A 21,008-nucleotide genomic window follows, 5' to 3' on the forward strand; every position below is an offset into this window, starting at 1 on the left:
ATGGAGAGCTACTACGAACTGCGACACACCGTCGGGTTCGAGGAGACGAACATCGTCGGCAACGTCTACTACGTCAACTACCTGCGCTGGCAGGGCCGCTGCCGGGAGATGTTCCTCAAGGACCGGGCCCCGGCCGTCCTCGCCGACCTGCAGAACGATCTCAAGCTGTTCACCCTGAAGGTCGACTGCGAGTTCTTCGCCGAGATCACCGCGTTCGACGAGATCGCGGTCCGGATGCGACTGCTCGAACTGGCCCAGACGCAGCTCGAGTTCGGATTCGACTACGTGCGGACCCATCCGGCGGGGGAGACGCTCGTCGCCCGGGGCGTCCAGCGTGTGGCCTGCATGCGCGGCCCGAACAACCGGACCGTGCCCACCCGGGTTCCGGAGGCGCTGGAGCGCGCCCTGGAGCCGTACGCCGCCGCCGGGGTCCGGCGATGACGACCTTCGGTACGGACGAGCCGTCGGACCCGATGCTGATGCGTCGCGTCTGCGGGACCTTCGCCACCGGTGTCACGGTGGTCAGCGTCGGCGGGGACGAACCGCACGCCATGACCGCGAACTCGTTCAGCGCGGTGTCCCTCGACCCACCGCTGATCCTGGTGTGTGTCGGTCGGGACGCGCTGATGCACCAGGTGCTCAGCCGGGCCGGCACGTTCGGTGTCTCCGTGCTGGCCGCCGACCAGGAGCCGGTGGCGCGCTACTACGCCAACCGACTCCGCCCGCTCGGCCGGGAACAGTTCGAGTTCGCCGAGTGGCGGCCGGGCGCGCGGACGGAGGCGCCGCTGCTCGCCGGTGCCGTCGCCCACCTCGAGTGCGAGCTCTGGCGGTCGTACGACGGCGGAGACCACACCATCTTCCTGGGCCGTCCGTGCGGTATGCGCCGGTACGAGGAGGGTGACGGCGACGCCCTGGTCTTCCTCGGTGGCCTGTTCCGCCGGTTGGAGAGCGTGCCGGCCGCGGTGGTGACGTCATGACCGCCGTGGCGCGTCCGGCGCCGTCCCTGCCCGGCCCGTCGCGGGCCTCCGCCATCAGCATGCTCATCACGATGGGTCGGGACCGGCTCGGCATGATGACGTCGGCGGCCGACCGCTACGGCGACGTCGCGCTGCTGCCGGTCGGTCCGAAGGCGCTGTACTTCTTCAACCACCCCGAGCACGCCAAGCACGTCCTCGCCGACAACGCGGCCAACTACCACAAGGGCATCGGCCTGGTGCACGCTCGCCGGGCGCTCGGCGACGGGCTGCTCACCAGCGAGGGCGAGCTGTGGCGCAAGCAGCGCAAGGTGGTGCAGTCGGCGTTCCAGAGCCGGCGCATCGCCCAGCAGGCCGGCATCGTCGCCGAGGAGGCGGCGGCCCTCGTCGGGCGGTTACGCACCCTCGGCCGCCACGGCCCGGTGGACGTGCTCGAGGAGATGACCGGGCTGACCCTCGGCGTGCTCGGCCGCACCCTGCTCGACACCGACCTCGGGCGGTTCCCGTCGATCGGCCGTGACTTCGCCGTGGTGCAGGACCAGGCCATGTTCGAGCTGGCGTCGTTGAGCGCCGTGCCGCCCTGGGTGCCGCTGCCGCGTCAGGTGCGGTTCCGGCGGGCCCGCCGCCGGCTCCAGGCGATCGTCGACGAGCTGGTCGCCGAGCGTGGGGACCACACCGGTGACCGCGACGACGTGTTGTCGCGGCTCATCGTGTCGGCCCGGGCCGAGCCCGACCCCCGGGTCGGCCGGCAGCGGTTGCGTGACGAGTTGGTGACCCTGCTGCTCGCCGGGCACGAGACCACCGCCAGCACGCTGAGCTGGGCGCTGCACCTCATCGACAAACATCCCGAGGTACGTGCCCGGCTGCGGGACGAGGCGGTCACGGTGCTCGGCGACCGGCTGCCGACGTTCGAGGACCTGACCCGGCTGCGGTACACCGCGATGGTCATCGACGAGGTGGTGCGGCTGTACCCGCCGGTGTGGATCCTGCCCCGCAAGGCGCTCGCCGCCGACACGGTCGGCGGGTACCCGGTGCCGGCCGGCGCCGACGTGTTGATCTGCCCCTACACGCTGCACCGCCACCCGGACTTCTGGGACCGGCCGGACCGCTTCGACCCGGAGCGTTTCGACCCGGCCCGGCCCACCGACCGTCCGCGGTACGCCTACATCCCGTTCGGCGCCGGACCACGGTTCTGCGTCGGCAACCACCTCGGCCTGATGGAGGCCGCCTTCGTTCTCGCCGTGCTGGCGCGGGACCTGACGCTCACCACGGTCCCCACGCACGACGTCGTACCGGAGCCGATGTTGTCGCTGCGGATCCGCGGCGGCATGCCGATGAACGTCCGTCCAGCCGACTGAGGACACGCCGGGTGACCGCGCGGCGGTCACCCACGACCCGTACCACCCGAGAGCTCGACCCGGTCGGGGTCGGGCGCCACCCAAGGGGGAGCGTTGCCACCGAAACCAGTGGGTCCGCTACGCAGACTCATTCCCGTCGTCTTCGTCCTGGTGCTCGTCGCGGGGCTGTTCACCGTCTCGCGGCTGCCGTCCGCCTCCGCGGAGGACCGGCGCGCGATGGCGTCGCAGTTCGCGTTCACCGAACTGCCCATCGCCCTCCCACCGGGTCTGCCCGAGCGCACGATCCGTACGGTCAACCCGAAGTACCAGCACATCCGGTCCTGGATCTCGTCGGTGGGCGCGGGCGTGGCGGTCAACGACCTCGACGGCCGGGACGGATCCAACGACCTCTGCCTCGTCGACCCACGCAGCGACAGCGTCGTCGTCACCCCCGCGCCCGGCGGTGGCGCGAGCTACCCGCCGTTCGTGCTGGATCCGAAGCCGCTGCCGATGGGCTCGGCGATCGCCCCGATGGGCTGCACACCCGGCGACTTCAACCTCGACGGCAGGATGGACCTGCTGGTCATCTACTGGGGACGGACACCGGTCCTGTTCCTGCAGAAGGACGGCGGGTCGAGCCTGAGCCTGGCGTCGTACCACCCGGTCGAGCTGATCCCGCAGCAGCAGACCGCCGACGGGCGCTACCGGGGGCCGCTGTGGAACAGCAACGCGACCGCCGTCGCGGACTTCGACGGCGACGGCCGCCCCGACATCGGGATCTTCAACTACTTCCCGGACTCCCAGGTGCTCGACGCCAAGGGCCTGCCGAACGTGCAGATGAACCACTCGATGTCCCGCGCGCAGAACGCCGGCGGCGCGCACATCCTGCGCTGGACGGCGGCCACCAGCGGCGCCGAGCCGAGCGTCACGTACGAGCAGCAGACCGCCATCGACCCCCGGTACGCCACCGGCTGGACGCTCGCCTCGGCCTCCGCAGACCTCGACGGTGACCTGCGCCCCGAGCTGTACGTGGCGAACGACTTCGGCAACGACCGCTTCTTCCACAACGCGTCCACCCCCGGCCAGATCAGGTTCACCCTGGCCGAGGGCCGCCGTGGCCCGCTCGACCCGAAGTCGCTGGTGCTGGGGCACGACTCGTTCAAGGGGATGGCCGTCGACTTCGCGGACCTGGGTGGCCGGGGCCGGTTCGACGCCTTCGTCAGCAACATCACCGAGTCGTGGGGCCTGGAGGAGAGCAACTTCGTCTGGCAGAACACCGCGGCGACCCCGCAGGAGGCGCGGGACCGCCTCGCGAACGGCATCGCACCCTTCGAGAACAAGGCGTCGGCCAAGAACCTGGCCTGGGTCGGCTGGGGTTGGGACGCCAAGATGGCCGACTTCGACAACAGCGGCCGGCTCGTCGTCGTACAGTCCTGCGGCTTCGTCAAGGGCACGGTCAACCGGTTCAACTGGCTGCAGGAACTGGCGGCCAGCAACGACCTGATGCTGCGGGAGCCGGACATGTGGCCCAACGCGCAGCCCGGTGACGACATCGCCGGCTCGAACGCGCTGGCGTTCTGGGCGCCGGAGAAGGACAACGGCCGGTACGTCGACCTCAGTCCGCAGCTCGGCCTCGACGAGCGGACCCCGACCCGCGGCGTCGCGGTGGGCGACACCGACGGCGACGGCCGCCAGGACTTCGCGGTGGCCCGCCAGTGGGGGCCGCCCGCGTACTACCACAACACCAAGACGCAGGTCGGCGACTTCCTCGGGCTGCGCCTGCACCGACCCGCGCTCGGCGCCGCGACGGGCGCCGACGCCCGTACCCCGGCGTACGGCGCGCAGGCGCGGGTGACCACGGCGGACGGCCGTACCCAGGTCGCCCAGCTCGACGGCGGCGGCGGCCACACGGGCAAGCGCAGCTTCGACGTGTTCTTCGGCCTCGGTGACCAGGGCAGCGCGCCCGTCACCGTCGACCTGAGCTGGCGCGACCTCGACGGCGTCCAGCACCAGCAGACGCTGCCCCTCGCCGCGGGATGGCACGACCTCACGCTTACCGACCGAGCCCAGGAGCTGACCACACCATGACGGACGTCAAACGCGCCCCGGCGGGCGTGACCACCACGGCCGAGGTTGCCGAGGCGACCCGCAACGGCAGCGGCCCGGACCGCCCGACGGTCCCCGTCGACAGTCGACCGCCCGTACCCAGGGTGGACAAGCGCGACCCCCGCTACCTGGCCCTGCGCAACTTCGCCATCTCCATGTCCATCCTCAACGTCCTCGGCTACACCATCCTCGGGTTCGAACAGCCCTGGACCTGGCCGCTGTTCGCCCTGGCGGTCGGCTACACCGTCGAGATCGCGATCGAGGCGGTCGCGGCCCGTTCCCTGGGCCGCCGGCCCGCCTACAGCGGCAACGGCGCGTGGGGCGTCTACACGTTCCTGCTGCCGACCCACATCACGGCGCTCGCCTGCAACATGCTGCTCTACGCCAACGACAAGTTCTGGCCGATCGCCTTCGCCGTGGTGGTGGCCGTCGGGCAGAAGGCCGTGCTCCAGGCGCCGATCGCCGGGCGGATGCGGCACTTCATGAACCCGTCGAACTTCGGCATCACCGTCACGCTCGTCGCGTTCTCCTGGGTCAACGTCGCCCCGCCGTACCACTTCACGGAGAACGTGCCGGACATGTTCCGGATGTTCATCCCGATGGTGATCCTCACCGCCGGCACGGTCCTCAACGCGATGCTCACCAAGAAGGTCGCCCTGATCGTGGGTTGGGTCGGTGGCTTCGTCATCCAGGCCCTGATCCGGCATTACGTCTGGGACGTCCAGCTCTGGTCGGCGCTGAGCATCATGACCGGGGTGGCGTTCGTGCTGTTCACCAACTACATGATCACCGACCCGGGCACCACGCCCGCCAAGCCCCGCTACCAGTTCATGTTCGGTTCCATGGTGGCCATGGTGTACGGCGTCCTGATGCTGTTCAACGTCGTCTACACGCTGTTCTTCGCGGTCACCATCGTCTGCCTGGCGCGGGGCCTGTTCTGGTGGGGCAGGTGGCTCGCCGAACGGCGCGGGGCCCGCACCGCCGTGCAGCCGGTGCCGCCACCGGCGGCGGTGGAGCTGCCGATCGCCCGCTGACCCCGCCCGATCCGCACGGCCCGGCCGGCCGTCCCCTCCGCCCGCGAGAGGACGGCCGGCCGGGCACCTGATCCCAGAAAGGCTGTCATGACTGTCACTCCACCGTCGGCCGTGCGGGACGCGCCCGCCGCCACGCCGGCACGCTCCGCCCGGCGGGCACCGCTGATCGTGGGCAGTGTGCTCGCCGGAGTCGCGCTCTCCCTGCTGTGGTCGTACCAGTTCGTCGACCAGACGATCGGCGACAACGTCGCCAACACCCTGCTGGGCCACGACGCGAAGGCGACCGCGATCGGCGGGACCGCGGCCGGCCTGCTGTTCGCGTTCGTCTCGGGTCTGGCGGGTACGTTCACGGCCTGCAACATCGCCATGGCCGCGTCGATCGGACCGATGACCCATGCCGGCGCCGGCGGTAGCCCGGCGGCCGGGCTGCGTTTCATGCTCCGGCCGCTGGGCCTGCTGGCGGCGGGCATGGTCATCGTCTCCGCCACGTACGGATTCGTCGGTGTCCTGCTCGGCGACACGCTGCCCCAGCTCTCGACGGCGACGACCGCCGGCGGCATGCCCGTACGACTGGTGCAGTCCACTGTGGTCTTCGGCCTGATCGGCCTCGCCTTCAGCTACCTCGGTCTGGCCGCCCTCGGCACGGTGCCGGACCCGTTCGCGCGTCGCCCCCTCACCCGGGTCTTCGTGCTCGGCATGCTGGTCGGCGCCTTCCTCATCGGCCGGCCGTACCCCCTGTTCCACAAGCTCTTCCAGTGGGCCGCGGACGACGGCAACCCGTTGTACGGCAGCGTCGCCTTCGTGTTGCAGTCGCTGGGCAACATCGCGATCGTGGCCGCTCTGTTCGCGCTCGTCGTCCTGGTCACCCGAGGTGGGCTGATCCGCTGGCTCTCCGCGCGACCGGCACGCACCCTCGCGGTCACCGGCTCGCTCCTGCTCGCGCTGGGCGTCTTCACCCTGGTCTACTGGACCGTCCGGGTGCCCGCCATGTTCGGTTACGGCTGGTTCCCGACCATGCCCTACAACTGAGCGCCGGCGTCGGGCGCGTCCAGGATCTCCACGTACCCGTCGACGCCGTGCACGCGGATCCGCTGCCCGTCACGGATCAGCCTGGTCGCGTCCGGCACGCCGACGACGGCGGGCAGGCCGTACTCGCGGGCGATGACCGCGCCGTGGGTCATCAGGCCACCCACGTCGGTGACCAGTCCGGCGACCGCCACGAACAGCGGCGACCAGCTCGGGTCGGTGTACGAGGTGACCAGAATGTCGCCCGGTTCCAGGTCGGCCTCGGCCAGGTCGAGCAGGACACGGGCGCGACCCTCGACGACCCCGCCGGAGACGCCGAGACCGACAAGCGCGCCGGCCGGCACGTCGTCACGTCGGTACGCCCCGGATAGGCACTCTCCCTCGGAGGTGAGCACCCGGGGCGGGGTGAGCTGCTGGTGCGCCCGGTACGCCGCCCTGCGCCGCTGGACGAGGCGGTCGTCGACGACGTGTGTCCGTACGACGTCATGCAGCTCGGCGAAGGTGAGGTAGAAGATGTCGTCCCGATCGCGCAGCACCCCGGCGTGGACGAGGCGATCCGCCTCCCGCATGAGGGCCTGCTTGTAGACGAAGTAGCGGCTGATGATCGCGTACTTGGGATACTCCCGGTACCCGATGAAGGTGCGGACCCGGTCGATCATCCGTGCGGTCTCGTCGGCCTTGCGCTCCCCGTCCGGCAGGGCGCGCAGGCGTTCCAGCAGCTCCGCACGTTTGCGCTCGGCCTCGGCGCGGCCCTGCGCGAAGCGCCGTCGGGCGGCGCCCGCCTCGTGGAGCCGGATGTTGTCGAGGATCAGGGGTACGAGCGTGCTGGGGCGTTCGGCCCAGCGCGGCCGGGTGATGTCGATCTCGCCGACGCAGCGCATGCCGTACCGGTCGAGATAGTCCCGGATGGCGTCGCGCGCCGCGACGCCGCCCGGCAGCCCCGGCAACCCGTCGAGGAAGCCGTCGTCGTCGACCTCCCGCAGAAAGGCCACCACCTCGGGGTACGGGCGGATCGCGTCCGCGACGTCGAGCAGCGCCAGGCCCATCTCCGAGGTGACGTTGCCGGGGGCCGACAGGGTGAGGGTGTCGGCCGCGTTCTTCTCACCCAGCCAGTCGGCCAGCCGCTCGTTGAGCCACCAGGTGGCCTCCATCCCCGCCATGATCGCCTGCATGCTCACCGGATCGGCGAGCAGCCGCTTGTGCTCCTCGAACGCCTTGGGCAGGAAGTCGAACAGCGCCGGTCCGGTCACCGTGGCGATGTCGTTTTGCAGTGCGACGAGTGAGGCCCGGCTGCGCTCGATCAACCCGGTGACCACGGCCGGATCGTTCTCGATCGTGCTGGACGCGCCGCCGAGTCGTGGGACGGCCGGAGCGTCCTGGGTGAGCGTCGGCACGAAGTCGGGGCGGGCGAGGAGCGTCTCCAGCGCGTCCCGGGTCAACGGATCGGTCCTGCCCGCCATCTCGAGGAAGCCGGCCCGGCTCGCGGGTGACGCCAGGATCCGGGTGGCGTCGACGAAGAGCCGCCCGCCGGCCTCGTGCATCGGCGCCATCGCCGTGAGCTGCCACATGGACAGCCCCAGCGGTTTCATGGCGTCGGTCATCATCTGCTGGTGCCCCACCGACAGGTAGACGTGATTCTCCTCGTCGGCGGCGGCCGGGACGGGGAACAGCGTGGTGATCGGCCGGCTCTGGACGATCTGGACGTCGTCGTCGACCAGGCACCACTCGATGTCCTGCGGGCAGCCGAAGGCCGCCTCGATCCGCCGTCCCACCCGTACCAGGCGCAGGACCTGGTCGTCCGTGAGCGCCGGCTGCTCCTGCCGGTCCGCGCGGACCGCCTGTCGGGCGGTGCCGCCGCCCGGGAGTGCGTCGACGGTGACCCGCTTGGTGGCGATCGACCGGTCGACGATCGCGTCGTCCCGTACCCGGTAGGCGTCCGGGTTCACGAGCCCGGAGACCAGCGCCTCGCCGAGACCGAAGCTGGCCTCCACCGAGGCGACCCTCCGGTTGGAGGTGACCGGATCGGCCGTGAACAGCACGCCGGCCGCCTGCGGGAACACCATCGTCTGCACGACGACGGCGAGGTGGACCGACCGGTGGTCGATGCCGTTGCGCTGCCGGTAGGTGACGGCCCGCTCGGTGAAGAGGGAGGCCCAGCACCGGCTGATCTGCGCGCGGACGGCGGCCGTGCCGCGGACGTTCAGGTAGGTGTCCTGCTGGCCGGCGAAGGAGGCCGTCGCCAGATCCTCGGCGGTCGCGCTGGACCGGACGGCGTAGGCCGCGTCCACACCGTGTCGGCGCAGCGCCTCGTCGATCGCCGTCACCAGGTCGTCGGGCAGGACGATACCCTCGATCAGCCGGCGGATCGCCGCGCTGCGGTCGCGGACCGCGGTCCGGTCCTCGGACGTCAGGCGCGACAGGTGGTCGAGGTGGTCCGCCATCGCGGGCGCCTCGGCCACGACCCGGCGGTAGGCGTCGGTCGTCACACAGAAGCCGGGCGGTACCCGGATGCCGTCGAGCCGGGCCAGCGCCCCCAGCCGGGCGCCCTTGCCGCCGACGACCGCGACCTGCGTCTCGTCTACCTCGTCGAGATCTCGTACGTACCGGTCGCTCATCGCGTCACCTCGGCCCGGACGGTCCACGCCAACCCCAGCGCCTGCACCAACACGTCGCACGAATTTCCCCGATTCTTCGGTGGTTCCCGTCTCCGGCCGACGATTCTGCGTCACCACCGGGGTCTTGCGGCAAGGCCCCGGTCGCGATATACGTTAAAGTGGGAGCGGTTACCGGTGGCGTTTTCCCGGCCGCGAAATCCCGGATCTCGGGGTATCAACCCGCCGCGCACAGCGCGATACCGCCGACGTCGAGCGGATCATTGCCGCAGCCCACCGTGCTGGTGCTGCTACCGACTGCCGGACGCGACCACCCTCTCGGCGAACGACCGCCATCCGTGCTGCGGCGGACGTCACTTTGACGCGTGCGGCTAATAGCATTAGCCTTCAGCTAAGTCAATTAGCTTGGAGGGTCCGATGACCGAGTACCTGAACGTCGACGGTGGCACCCTGGCGTACGAGGTGACCGGCGACTCCGGCCCGCTCGTCGTGCTCGCCCACGGCATGGGTGACAGCCGCGAGGCGTACCGTTTCGTGGTGCCGCGCCTGGCGGCCGCCGGCTACCGGGTGGCCGCCGTCGACCTGCGGGGTTGCGGCGAGTCGAGCGCGCGATGGCCCTCCTACAGCCGCACCGACATCGCGGGCGACCTGCTCGCGGTCATCCGCCACCTCGGCGGTCCGGCCGTGCTGGTCGGCCACTCGATCTCCGGTGGGGCCGCCACCATCGCCGCCGCCCAGTCGCCCGAGCTGGTGACCGGAATCGTCGAACTGGCCCCGTTCACCCGCAAGCAGTCGGTCAAGCTGGCTGACCTGCGGGTCGCCCGATACCGCAGGGGCATGGCTCGACTTCTCGGCACCGGCCTGTTCGGCAGCGTCCGGCTCTGGCGCAGCTACCTCGACGTCGCCTACCCGGGCCGCAAGCCGGCCGACTGGTCCGCCCGCGCGGTCCGGATCGACGCCATGCTGCGCGAGCCCGGCCGGATGGCCGCGATGCGCGGGATGGGCCGGTCGGCGCCGTCCGACGCCGGGGCGCAGCTCGGCAACGTTCGCTGTCCGGTCCTGATCGTCGAGGGCACGCTCGACCCGGACTGGGCCGACCCGCGCGCCGAGGGCGCGGCGATCGTGGCCGCGCTGCCCGCCGGGCTGGGCCGGCTCGACATGGTCGAGGGCGCGGGTCACTACCCGCACGTGCAGTACCCCGACGAGGTGGTGGCCCTGTTGCTCGACTTCCTGCGCGCGCACGCCCGCGCCTGATCGGCGGTCAGGCCAGCAGTTGCTCCCGCATCCGCGCACCCAGGTTGATCCGTCCCACCGGACGCCCGGCCCACGGATCGTGGACGTCCAGGCTGTTGTTGCGGCGCATCAGCGCGCGGACCGGCGGCGGCAGTCGCGGCGGATCGTCCATGGCCGCGAGGATCTGCGCGGCGCTGGCGATCAGTCGATCGACCAGGGCCGCCGCGTCGGTGTCCACCGGCACCCGGCCGTACTCCCAGCCGGCGGTGGTGAGGTCGAGCACCTCGAACACGTGGGTCACCAGCGGCACCGGATCGGTTACCCGATCGAGCCGGGCCGCCCGACCGCCGACCACCGCGACGGCGGCGGCCACCTGCGCGTACGGGTGGAAACCGCAGGGCAGGGCGAACAGCGGCCAGCGCAGTCCGGGGCCGGCCTCCGACCAGAGTTGCCGGTAGTTGCGCCGGTTCACGAGGAGCCGCCGGCCCGTGCGGCGGTGAATGGCCTCGGCCTGCGCCCGAAGATCCAGGTGTGCCTCGTCGGCGACCTGGTGCAGGACCCGGGCCGCGACCACCAGGCCGTCGTCCCCGCCCAGCATCCCGGTCGCCGCCTCGACCTGCGCGGGGAACGGGGTCCGCGCCTGCGGGCCGTACCCGTGCTGGAGATCGCGCAGCAACGCCTGCTGCCGTTCCGGGTCGAGCTGGATCCGCCCGCCGCCCAGCAGCCGCTGGAGCCAACGCATGTCGCCTCGTTTCAGCAGAGCCGTCCCGAACTGACGCCATGCTATGCGCCGGCGGATCATCGCGTGCCGCAGGGGTCTGCGGTAACGGCGCAATCCACATTCCAGGGTGTCATTTAGTGAGGGCCATCTATATTGACGTTAACCTTCGTTCAGGGACAGGATCTCGGCACCACCACCCTCGCCGCGATCTCCCTTGGGAGGCGTCATGCCCCGTCCCCGCCTGCCGCTCCTGCGGGCAACCGCCCGACTGGCCGCACTCGCCACGGCCACCGTCGGTGTCCTGCTCGCCGTCACCACACCCGCCAGCGCCGCCGTCCCCTCCGGCCGCTACGTCGCGCTGGGCGACTCGTACACCGCAGGTCCCCTGATCCCGACCCAGGTGGACCTCAACTGTCTACGGTCGAACCGCAACTACCCCTCACTGGTGGCCGCGTCCGCCGGCTCGACGTCGTTCGCCGACGTGAGCTGCTCCGGGGCCACCACCGACGACATCCTCTACGGCGGCAGCGGTCAATTGGGCATCAACCTGCCCCCGCAGCTCAACGCGGTCACGTCGAGCACCGCGCTGGTGACGGTGCAGATCGGCGGCAACGACATCGGCTTCTCCGGCATCATCAGCGAGTGCGCGGAGGCGAGCCTCAGCAGTCCCCTCGGCTCGCCGTGCAAGAACCGCTACACGGCCGGCGGCACCGACCAGTTGCAGGCCCGGATCGCGGCCACGGTGCCGAAGGTGACGACCGTGCTCCAGGCGATCCGCCGGGCCGCGCCCAGCGCGCGGATCGTGGTGCTCGGGTACCCGGCGATCCTGCCCGACACCGGGTACGGCTGCTGGCCGGTGGTGCCGATCGCCTACCAGGACGTGCCCTACCTGCGCGGCATCGAGAAGTCGCTGAACACCATGCTGGCCAACGCCGCCGGCGCGAACGGCGCCACCTACGCCGACGTCTACACGCCGTCGATCGGTCGGGACGCGTGCAAGAGCAGCGGCACCCGCTGGATCGAGGGTCTGGTGCCGCAGAACTCCGCCGCGCCCTTCCACCCCAACGCCCGTGGTGAGCAGGGCATGAGCACCGCGCTGCTGGCCACCCTGAGCTGACCGGGCGCGACCCCGGGCCGGCCCCGCCGTACCACGGCGGGGCCGGGCCGTCCCGTCCCGCCGGGGACTGTCGGAGGTCCGTGCCAGGATCCGCGCCGTGGATGGATGGACGTACAACGACCGCCCCGAGGGCGTGCGCTTCCTGACCGAGCGGGTCGCCGAGCCGGGTCGCGCCGAGATCGAAGCCGAGATCTGGGACTGGGTCGTCCGCGGGTACGACGACCCCGACGACTTCCTGGACTACCTCGACGGCGACGACGACCGACACGGCGCCACCGACGACGACCTCCGGTCGGCGTACGAGAGCGCGCTGACCACCCGACGCGAGCAGCAGCAGCGTTGGGGCGAGGTGCGCAGCAACCTGACCCGGGCGTTCGCCGAGCTGACCGAGGTCGGCGTGGTGGCCCGGGAGAACTTCAGCTGCTGCGGCACCTGCGCGTCCGCCGAGATCCACGACGAACGCGACGACTCCCGGCACTGGCAGGGCTACCTGTGGTACCACCAGCAGGACACCGAGTCGCTGCTGGCCAGCGAGGACGGCGAGGTCTACCTCGGCTACGGCGTCTACCCGCCGGCGGATTTCGACGAGGACGCCTACTCGGCCCTGCCGGAGGCCGAGCAGCAGGCCCGTTACCAGGCCGACCTGGAACGCCTGCTGGACGAGGTCGCCTTCCCGGTGCTGCGTCGGCACGGCATGCGGGTGGAGTGGAACCGCAAGCAGTCGCAGCGGGTCCGGGTGACCGGCGCGCAGTGGTACGCCCCCCTGCCGAGCGTCTGAGTCGGGTCGCTCAGCGCCGCCGGTGGTCGTTCAGGCGCGCGGCCTGTCGGGTCAGGTGGTCCCGCTCGGCGAGGTTGGTGGCCTTGTGGGCCGCCTCGGCGTAGAGCCGTGCCGCCGTCGCCGGGTCGCCGTCGCGCTCGTGCAGGTACGCCGCCACCGCCAGGTACCGCGGCAACGAGTCGTCGAGCCCCGCGAGGGCGGCCAGCCCGGCCCGGGCCCCGTCGGCCGCGCCGACCGCCACGGCGCGGTTGAGCCGGACGACGGGGCTGTCGGTCAGCCGCGCGAGCTCGTCGTACCACTCGACGATCTGCACCCAGTCGGTCTCCTCGGCGGTGGGCGCGTCGGCGTGCAGGGCCGCGATGGCGGCCTGCGCCTGGAACTCGCCGAGCCGGTCGCGGGCGAGGGCCGCCTGGAGGATGCCGATGCCCTCGGCGATGGCGGTCGTGTCCCACCGGCTGCGGTCCTGTTCCGCGAGCGGTACCAGGCTGCCGTCGGGCGCGGTCCGGCTGGCCCGGCGGGCGTGGTGCAGCAGCATGAGGGCGAGCAGTCCCGCCACCTCGGGGTGGTCGATCGCGGCCGCGAGCTGCCGGGTGAGCCGGATGGCCTCGGCGGCGAGGTCGACGTCACCGGTGTACCCCTCGTTGAAGACCAGGTAGAGCACGCGCAGCACGGTGGTGACGTCGCCGGGCTCGTCGAACCGTACGGAGGCGACCGTACGTTTCGCCCGGCTGATGCGCTGCGCCATGGTCGCCTCGGGCACCAGGTAGGCGTGCGCGATCTGCCGGGTGGTCAGCCCGCCCACGGCGCGCAACGTGAGCGCGACGGCCGACGACGGCGTCAGCGACGGATGGGCGCAGAGGAAGTAGAGCGCGAGGGTGTCGTCCACCGCGCTCGTGGGCCCGGGCGTCGGCTCGGCATCGACGACGTCCTCCCGACGCCGGCGGGCGGCGTCCGCGCGGACGGTGTCGAGGAACCGCCGCCAGGCCACGGTGATCAGCCAGCCCTTCGGGTCGCGCGGCGGATCGGCCGGCCACACGCGAACCGCCTCCACCAGCGCGTCCTGTACGGCGTCCTCGGCCGCCGCGAAGTCGGCTCCGCGGCGGACGAGAACGGCGAGCACGCTCGGCGTGAGGCTGCGGAGCAGTGCCTGGTCCATCGCGGACGTCACTCCGTGATGGTGGGCGGCTCGGTGAGGAACGGGCGCACCTCGAGCCACTCGTGGATCGGCTTGCCACCCGCTCCCGGAGCGGCCGACAGCTCGCCCGCCAGCTCGACGGCGCGCTCGTAACTGTCGACGTCGATCACCATCCAGCCGGCGATGAGGTCCTTGGTCTCGGCGAACGGGCCGTCGGTGACCGGCGGGCGTCCCTCCCCGTCGTAGCGGACCCAGGCACCCTCGGGGGCGAGCGCCTGACCGTCGACGAACTCGCCACTCTTCTCCAGCCGGCCGGCGAAGTCGTGCATGTACTGGATGTGCGCGGAGATCTCCTCCGGCGTCCACCGGTCCATCGGCACGTCGTTCACCGCGGCCGGAGCGCCGCGGTAGTGCTTCAGCAGCAGGTACTTGGCCATCGTCGTGCTCCTCCTCGCTGGCGCGACCCGTTCTGGTCGCGTTCACCCCGGGGACGACGCCGGGCGTGGTTTCTCGACATGGTCGCCGAAAAAACTTTGCCGGCCGCGCGGCACGCCGTCCGGCGCGGCTACCGGTGGCCCGGCGGACCGGTGCTGCCCCGGACGACGAGTGCGGTGCTGAGTTCGTACCGCTCCTGGGGCAGGGCGTGGCCGTCGGCCAGCGTCAACGCGAGGCGGGCGGCGGTGGCCCCGATCTCGGTGAACGGTTGTCGCACCGTGGTCAGGGGCGGCGACGTCCAGGTCGCCTGGTCCACGTCGTCGAACCCGACGACGCTCAGGTCGTCGGGAATCCGCCGGCCGACGTCGTGGGCCGCCGCGTACACGCCGAGCGCCTGCAGGTCGTTGCCGCAGACGACGGCGGTGGGTGGTTCGGGCAGGGTCAGCAACTCCCGGCCGAGGTCACGGCCGGACACGAAGCTGAAGACCCCCTGCCGTTCGAGGCTGTCGTCGAATCCGATGCCGGCATGGTCCAGCGCGGCCCGGAACCCGTCCAGGCGGGCCCGCGCCGCGAGGTCCTGCACCGGACCGGTGAGCACCCCGATCCGCCGGTGGCCGAGGTCGAGAAGGTGTCGGGTGGCGGCGAGGGCGCCGCTCCAGTTGTTCGACCCGACGGCCGGGGTGGGGAAGAGTTCGCCGCCCGGGTCGATGGCGACAAGCGGTATGCCCATGGCGGCCAACTGTCGGCCGTGCTCGGCGGTGACGAGCGAGCAGACCGCGATGACGGCGGTCGGATGCCGCAGCAGCAGGGGCTCCATCCAGGGCAGTCCGGACGTCACGCGGTGCCGGAGGTCGACGAACCCGACGGTGCAGTCCCGCGCGTCGGCGACCTCCTGGATGCCGCGCAGGATCTCCAGCGCGATCGAGGGCAGCATGTGGTGGAAGAGCACCTCGACGCAGCGGGTACGCACGGCGTCCTCCGGACGGCGGTAGCCGTGGTCGCGCAGCAGCGCCTCCACCCGCTGCCGGGTCTGCTCACCCACCCCGGCGCGGCCGTTGAGGACCTTGGACACCGTGGGCGGGGAGACGCCGGCGAGCTCGGCGATCGTGGCGACGGGCAGGTCACCCCTCAGTGGCTTGCGGGGGCGGCGCCGCCGGCTCTCGTCGCTCACACGGCGAGTCTACGGTCGCGGCACCTGTCGTTCAGCCGGGCGGACGCGCCACCGGCCGGTAGTCGAACCAGTCGAAGGCCGCGACGCCGTCGGTCACGTACATGCCGATGACCCGGCCGGTGAAGCCGCCTGCGACCTCGGTGGAGAGGTACCGTCCGTCGAGTTCGGCCAGCAACACCCGACCCTCGGTGCTCTCCACCTCGAACGCGATCATGTCGCTGGTGGCGGCGCGTACCCCGAAGGGTTCGCCGGTGGCGGCGAGGCCGGCGGCGGACGTCACGGTCGGCGGGTAGAGATCGTGGGTCCGGGTGGTGATCGTCAGGATGAGCGGACCACGGGGTACGTCGAGGGTCGCGAAGACCTGCCGGAACGGTCCCACCCGGCCGAGCACGCGGACGACGCCGTCCTGGACCTCGAGGTCGTAGTGGTGCGCCTCGTCGATGCGCAGGGTGAGTCCGGCCGTGCCGCCGCCCGGATCGACCCGCACGCTGGCGCGGCAGTCATGGTGGCGTTGGCGGGCCGCCACGATCGTCGCGCCGGCGCGGTCCAGTGTCGCACCGGTGGCGCGCAGGGTGAGCCATCCGGGCCGTTCGGTCAACGACCAGGCCGCGTCGGGACGGGAGCGGGGCGAGACCCACCCGGGCGCGAGGCTGGTCGTGTCGAAGTCGTCGCGGTGCGCGCCCGGCTCGGGTGGGGCGGCCAGGGCCGGCGGGCTGCCGAGGGGTGCGGCGGTGACCTCTCGGACGGGGTCGACCACGGGCCAGCCGTCGACCCAGCGGACCGGCACGAGGAACGTCTCGCGCCCGAGCACGTGGAAGGGCGGCCACTGGCCCTTCGGGCGGATCCCCAGCAGGACCATCCACCAACTGCCGTCCGTGGCCTGCACCAGGTCGGCGTGCCCGGTCGCCTGGACGGGGAGGTTGGTGCTCCGGTGGGTGAGGATCGGGTTGCTGGGCGCGGGCTCGAACGGCCCCCGAGGGCTGCGGGACCGGGCGACCGAGACGGCGTGACCGGTGTGCGTGCCGCCCTCGGAAAGCAGCAGGTACCACCATTCGTCGATCCGGTACAGGTGTGGCGACTCCGGGTACTGCCCTCCGGTGCCGGACCAGAGCCCGATCGGACCCTCCCACACCTGACCCGTGTCCGGGTCGATCCGGTAGGCGTCCACCCCCGAGGTCGTCAGCCAGCAGGTGCCGTCATCGTCCCAGGCCAGGGACGGGTCGACGTGCGGCAGGTCGAGGTAGACCGGGTCCGACCACGGGCCGGTGGGGTCCGCCGCGGTGACGATGAGATGTCGGCCGAGGCTGACGTTTGTGGTGATCACCCAGAAGCGGCCGTCGTGGTGGCGGATGGTCGGCGCGAAGATGCCTCCGGACGCGTCGGCGTCGGGCGGGATCTCCAACTGGCTGGCACGGTCGAGGACGTTACCGATCTGTCGCCAGTGGACCAGGTCCCGGCTGTGCAGGAGCGGCACCCCGGGGAAGTACTCGAAGCTTGAGCAGACGAGGTAGTAGTCCTCGCCGACCCGGCAGACGCTCGGGTCGGGGTAGAAGCCGGGTACGACCGGGTTGCGGTAGCCCGTCTCGGCCGACGAGCCTGGGGACACGGCTGCCACCTCCGGGCGGTCGACGCCAAGATGTCGTGGTTTGTTCGCGATAACATCTCGTGCCCCTGGATGCTACGAACGAGCCGCGTCGATGGCAAGGTGTCCGGGCGGCGCGCCGTGGGCATGCCTCTGCGTACCGATCCGAAACATGACCGACACCTATTGACGCACAGCGTCGCCATCTACGAAGGTCTATGAAGGATGCATGGCGCGCCGCCGGGAGCCCGGTGCGCCGGGCCTCGGCTGTGAACGTTGCCCAACGGTGCGAGCGGGCCGCACCTGTTAGCGCTAACAGCCATCGCCCCACCCCGCGTGCCCGGCCGCCGCCGACCGTCCCCGCCAGGACCCGATCGGCAATCCGGCCGGAGGCACGTCCCGCCATAGCGCCAATTCCGGCGGTGCCTCCAGCGGCGCCGTCCCCACCTGCGTGAGGCATCTGGCCTGCGCAGATTGGAGAGACCATGTCCGAAGTGACCCGAAGAAACGTGCTGCGCGCCGGTGCCGCCGGCGCCGGCGCCGCGCTGCTACCGGTCGCGTGGTCCGCCGTCGCCCGCGCCGGCTCGGTCGCGCCATCGCAGGTGCTCGCCGCCAACGACATGGCTCTCTGGTACGACGAGCCGGCGGGCACCGACTGGCTCCGCGCGCTGCCGATCGGCAACGGGCGTCTCGGCGCCATGGTGTTCGGCAACGTCGACACCGAACGGCTCCAACTCAACGAGGACACCGTCTGGGCGGGCGGCCCGTACGACTCCGCCAACACCCGGGGCGCGGCCAACCTGGCCGAGATCCGGCGTCGGGTCTTCGCCGACCAGTGGACGTCGGCGCAGGACCTGATCAACCAGACCATGATGGGGAACCCGGGCGGCCAGCTCGCCTACCAGCCGGTGGGCAACCTCCGTCTCGCCTTCGGCTCGGCCAGCGGCGCCTCGCAGTACAACCGGACGCTCGACCTGACCACGGCAACGGTGACCACCACGTACGTGCTCAACGGCGTCCGGTACCAGCGCGAGGTGTTCGCCAGCGCGCCCGACGCGGTGATCGTGCTCCGGTTGACCGCCGACCGCGCCAACTCGATCACGTTCACCGCCACCTTCGACAGCCCACAACGCACGACGATGTCGAGCCCCGACGCCGCCACCATCGCGGCCGACGGCATCTCCGGGGCGATGGAGGGCGTCAACGGGTCGGTGCGGTTCCTCGCGCTGGCCTCCGCCACCGCGACGGGCGGGACGGTCAGCAGCTCGGGCGGCACCCTGCGCGTCTCCGGGGCCACGAGCGTGACCGTGCTGATCTCGATCGGGTCCAGTTACGTCAACTACCGCACGGTCAACGGCGACTACCAGGGCATCGCGCGGAGCAGGCTCAGCGCCGCCCGCGGGGCGAGCTACGACCAGCTGCGCAGCCGCCAGCTCGCCGACTACCAGGCGTTGTTCAACCGGGTGACCATCGACCTCGGGCGGACGGCCGCGGCCGACCAGCCGACCGACGTGCGGATCGCCCAGCACGCGAGTACCAACGATCCGCAGTTCTCGGCCCTGCTGTTCCAGTTCGGCCGGTACCTGCTGATCTCCTCCTCGCGTCCGGGCACCCAACCGGCGAACCTGCAGGGCATCTGGAACGACTCGATGACGCCGCCGTGGGACTCGAAGTACACGATCAACGCCAACCTGCCGATGAACTACTGGCCCGCCGACACCACGAACCTGGCCGAGTGTTTCCTGCCGGTCTTCGACATGATCAAGGACCTGACGGCCACCGGGGCGCGCGTCGCCCAGGCGCAGTACGGCGCGGGTGGCTGGGTCACCCACCACAACACCGACGCGTGGCGGGGCGCCTCGGTCGTCGACGGGGCGCTGTGGGGCATGTGGCAGACCGGCGGCGCCTGGCTGGCCACCCTGATCTGGGAGCACTACCTGTTCACCGGCGACGCCGGTTTCCTGGCGGCCAACTATCCGGCGCTCAAGGGCGCCGCCCAGTTCTTCCTGGACACCCTGGTCGCCCACCCGACGCTCGGTTACCTGGTCACCAACCCGTCGAACTCGCCGGAGCTGCCGCACCACTCGAACGCCAGCGTCTGCGCCGGCCCCACTATGGACAACCAGATCCTGCGGGACCTGTTCGACGCCGTGGCCCGGGCCAGCGAGGTGCTGGGTGTGGACACCACGTTCCGCTCCCAGGTGCGGACGGCGCGGGACCGGCTCGCGCCGATGAAGGTCGGCTCCCGGGGCAACGTGCAGGAGTGGCTCGCCGACTGGGTGGAGACCGAGCGGAACCACCGGCACGTCTCCCACCTGTACGGTCTGCATCCCAGCAACCAGATCACCAAGCGCGGCACGCCGCAGCTCTACGAGGCCGCCCGCCGGACGCTGGAACTGCGCGGCGACGACGGGACCGGCTGGTCGCTCGCCTGGAAGATCAACTATTGGGCCCGCCTGGAGGACGGCGCCCGCGCCCACAAGCTCCTGAAGGACCTGGTACGCACCGACCGGCTCGCGCCGAACATGTTCGACCTGCACCCACCGTTCCAGATCGACGGCAACTTCGGTGCCACCTCCGGCATCGCCGAGATGGTGCTGCACAGCCACAACGGCGAGCTGCACGTGCTCCCCGCGTTGCCGAGCGCCTGGCCCACCGGCCAGGTGGCGGGCCTGCGCGGGCGGGGCGGGTACACCGTCGGCGTGGCCTGGACCAGTGGGCAGGCCGACGAGATCAGCGTCCGCGCCGACCGGGACGGCACGGTACGCCTGCGCGCCCGCCTCTTCACCGGGTCGTTCACCCTCGTCGACGTGACCGACGGCAGTACGCCCAGCACCACCCGACCCGAGACGGACGTCGTCCAACTCGCGGTCCGCGCCGGTCACACGTACCGGGCGGCGCGGCCCGGTGTGACACCGTCACCGACGCTTAGCCCCACGCCCTCGCCCACCGTCTCGCCCACACCGAGTCCGACCGACACGCCGAGCCCGATCCCGACGCCGACCGTGTCGAGCACCCCCTCGCCGTCCGGCGCGCGGGCCACGTACACGGTGACGAACGCGTGGTCGGGTGGTTTCCAGGGATCGGTCACGGTGACCGCCGGCACGACGGCGATCCGGGGCTGGACGGTCTCCTGGACGTTCCCCAACGGGCAGGCGATCACCCAGATCTGGGGCGGCACGCACACCCAGAGCGGTGCCAGCGTGCGGGTGACGAACGTCGACTACAACGGGTCGTTGCCGGCCGGTGGCTCCACCACCTTCGGCTTCCTCGCCTCCGCGACGGGAACCAACAACCCGCCGACCGACATCACCTGCACGACCACCTGACCCGGCTCGTTCCCGCCCGCCGCCGCCGGCTGCGCGTCGTCGGCGGCGGGCCGGGGCGTGCCGCCCACTCGCCGCCTACCCCGCCGCGCCACCGTCCGCGCCTCGGGCCCGCCTGCGCCATCGCCACCGTCGCCAGACGGCGACGAGGCAGGCCACCGCGAGGAGCAGGGCCGCGGCGCCCTTCCAGGCGCGCTCCCACCACGGTCGGTCGGTGCCGAACGCCGCCTCGCCGCTCGCCATGAACCACACCCCGACGACCCACGCCCAGTCCCAGCCGCGCGGCCAGGAGAACTCCTCGGGCGGGTCGGTGAACGCGCCGACCGCGATGACCGCGGCGCCGCCGACGAGGAGCAGCGGTACGCCGACGTCCGTGACGAACTCCCAGAACGACACCTGGCGATCATCGCCGTCGCGCGCA

At 71.6% G+C, this 21,008-nt stretch carries 17 protein-coding genes; 10 read left to right on the forward strand and 7 right to left on the reverse strand.

The features are described from left to right. From AC3EN4_RS27235 to AC3EN4_RS27260, 6 genes are all read left to right on the forward strand, one after another. Positions 1-441 (forward strand): acyl-CoA thioesterase, encoded by a 441-nt coding sequence (locus AC3EN4_RS27235; RefSeq protein ID WP_422739198.1) that lies wholly within the window; start codon positions 1-3, stop codon positions 439-441. Further along, positions 438-977 carry a flavin reductase family protein gene (locus tag AC3EN4_RS27240; protein WP_422739199.1) on the forward strand — a complete coding sequence of 180 codons (540 nt, stop codon included), beginning with the start codon at positions 438-440 and terminating at the stop codon, positions 975-977. The genes AC3EN4_RS27235 and AC3EN4_RS27240 overlap by 4 nt, the downstream gene beginning before the upstream one ends. Continuing rightward, positions 974-2,332, forward strand: a complete 1,359-nt coding sequence (locus AC3EN4_RS27245; protein WP_435208900.1) for a cytochrome P450 — start codon at positions 974-976, stop codon at positions 2,330-2,332. The genes AC3EN4_RS27240 and AC3EN4_RS27245 overlap by 4 nt, the downstream gene beginning before the upstream one ends. 93 nt (positions 2,333-2,425) lie before the next feature. Beyond that, positions 2,426-4,399 carry a CRTAC1 family protein gene (locus tag AC3EN4_RS27250; RefSeq protein WP_435208902.1) on the forward strand — a complete coding sequence of 658 codons (1,974 nt, stop codon included), beginning with the start codon at positions 2,426-2,428 and terminating at the stop codon, positions 4,397-4,399. Then, on the forward strand, positions 4,396-5,451 hold the full coding sequence (locus tag AC3EN4_RS27255; protein ID WP_435208904.1) for an enediyne biosynthesis protein: 1,056 nt from the start codon (positions 4,396-4,398) through the stop codon (positions 5,449-5,451). The genes AC3EN4_RS27250 and AC3EN4_RS27255 overlap by 4 nt, the downstream gene beginning before the upstream one ends. Positions 5,452-5,538: 87 nt before the next feature. Next, positions 5,539-6,480, forward strand: a complete 942-nt coding sequence (locus AC3EN4_RS27260) for a hypothetical protein (protein WP_435208906.1) — start codon at positions 5,539-5,541, stop codon at positions 6,478-6,480. Here the strand turns inward: AC3EN4_RS27260 and rph are convergent. Beyond that, complete coding sequence (gene rph / locus AC3EN4_RS27265) at positions 6,471-9,092, reverse strand: rifamycin-inactivating phosphotransferase (RefSeq protein ID WP_435208907.1); 2,622 nt, start codon at positions 9,090-9,092, stop codon at positions 6,471-6,473. The two genes, AC3EN4_RS27260 and rph, sit on opposite strands and share 10 nt — an antisense overlap. Before the next feature lie 414 nt (positions 9,093-9,506). On the opposite strand from rph, the gene AC3EN4_RS27270 reads away from it, so the two are divergent. Beyond that, positions 9,507-10,343, forward strand: a complete 837-nt coding sequence (locus AC3EN4_RS27270; RefSeq protein ID WP_435208909.1) for an alpha/beta fold hydrolase — start codon at positions 9,507-9,509, stop codon at positions 10,341-10,343. Between the two features lie 7 nt (positions 10,344-10,350). Here the strand turns inward: AC3EN4_RS27270 and AC3EN4_RS27275 are convergent, their stop codons facing one another. Next, entirely contained in the window at positions 10,351-11,064 is a 714-nt protein-coding gene (locus tag AC3EN4_RS27275) for a hypothetical protein (RefSeq protein WP_435208911.1), read from the reverse strand. A gap of 205 nt (positions 11,065-11,269) precedes the next feature. Here AC3EN4_RS27275 and AC3EN4_RS27280 point away from each other — a divergent pair, with 205 nt between their 5' ends. Together AC3EN4_RS27280 and AC3EN4_RS27285 are read left to right on the forward strand one after the other, a co-directional pair. Continuing rightward, complete coding sequence (locus tag AC3EN4_RS27280) at positions 11,270-12,160, forward strand: SGNH/GDSL hydrolase family protein (RefSeq protein ID WP_435208913.1); 891 nt, start codon at positions 11,270-11,272, stop codon at positions 12,158-12,160. A 97-nt stretch (positions 12,161-12,257) separates the two neighbouring features. Continuing rightward, on the forward strand, positions 12,258-12,938 hold the full coding sequence (locus AC3EN4_RS27285; RefSeq protein ID WP_435208915.1) for a DUF6891 domain-containing protein: 681 nt from the start codon (positions 12,258-12,260) through the stop codon (positions 12,936-12,938). Between the two features lie 10 nt (positions 12,939-12,948). Here AC3EN4_RS27285 and AC3EN4_RS27290 read toward each other — a convergent pair whose 3' ends face one another. The 4 genes from AC3EN4_RS27290 to AC3EN4_RS27305 form a co-directional block, all read right to left on the reverse strand. After that, positions 12,949-14,094 (reverse strand): RNA polymerase sigma factor, encoded by a 1,146-nt coding sequence (locus tag AC3EN4_RS27290; RefSeq protein ID WP_435209001.1) that lies wholly within the window; start codon positions 14,092-14,094, stop codon positions 12,949-12,951. Between the two features lie 8 nt (positions 14,095-14,102). Further along, positions 14,103-14,510 carry a YciI family protein gene (locus AC3EN4_RS27295; RefSeq protein WP_435208917.1) on the reverse strand — a complete coding sequence of 136 codons (408 nt, stop codon included), beginning with the start codon at positions 14,508-14,510 and terminating at the stop codon, positions 14,103-14,105. Between the two features lie 128 nt (positions 14,511-14,638). Beyond that, entirely contained in the window at positions 14,639-15,679 is a 1,041-nt protein-coding gene (locus AC3EN4_RS27300; protein ID WP_435208918.1) for a LacI family DNA-binding transcriptional regulator, read from the reverse strand. A gap of 31 nt (positions 15,680-15,710) precedes the next feature. After that, a complete protein-coding gene (locus tag AC3EN4_RS27305) occupies positions 15,711-17,285 on the reverse strand; it encodes a glycoside hydrolase family 43 protein (RefSeq protein WP_435208920.1) in 1,575 nt (524 codons plus the stop codon). A 461-nt stretch (positions 17,286-17,746) separates the two neighbouring features. Between AC3EN4_RS27305 and AC3EN4_RS27310 the strand changes: the two genes are divergently transcribed. Beyond that, positions 17,747-20,590, forward strand: coding sequence for a glycosyl hydrolase family 95 catalytic domain-containing protein (locus AC3EN4_RS27310; protein WP_435208922.1), 2,844 nt, complete (start codon positions 17,747-17,749; stop codon positions 20,588-20,590). A gap of 75 nt (positions 20,591-20,665) precedes the next feature. Here AC3EN4_RS27310 and AC3EN4_RS27315 read toward each other — a convergent pair whose 3' ends face one another. Beyond that, entirely contained in the window at positions 20,666-20,983 is a 318-nt protein-coding gene (locus AC3EN4_RS27315; RefSeq protein ID WP_435208924.1) for a hypothetical protein, read from the reverse strand. Between the last annotated feature and the right edge of the window lie 25 nt (positions 20,984-21,008).

The sequence above is a fragment of the Micromonospora sp. bgisy143 genome (genome assembly GCF_057708145.1).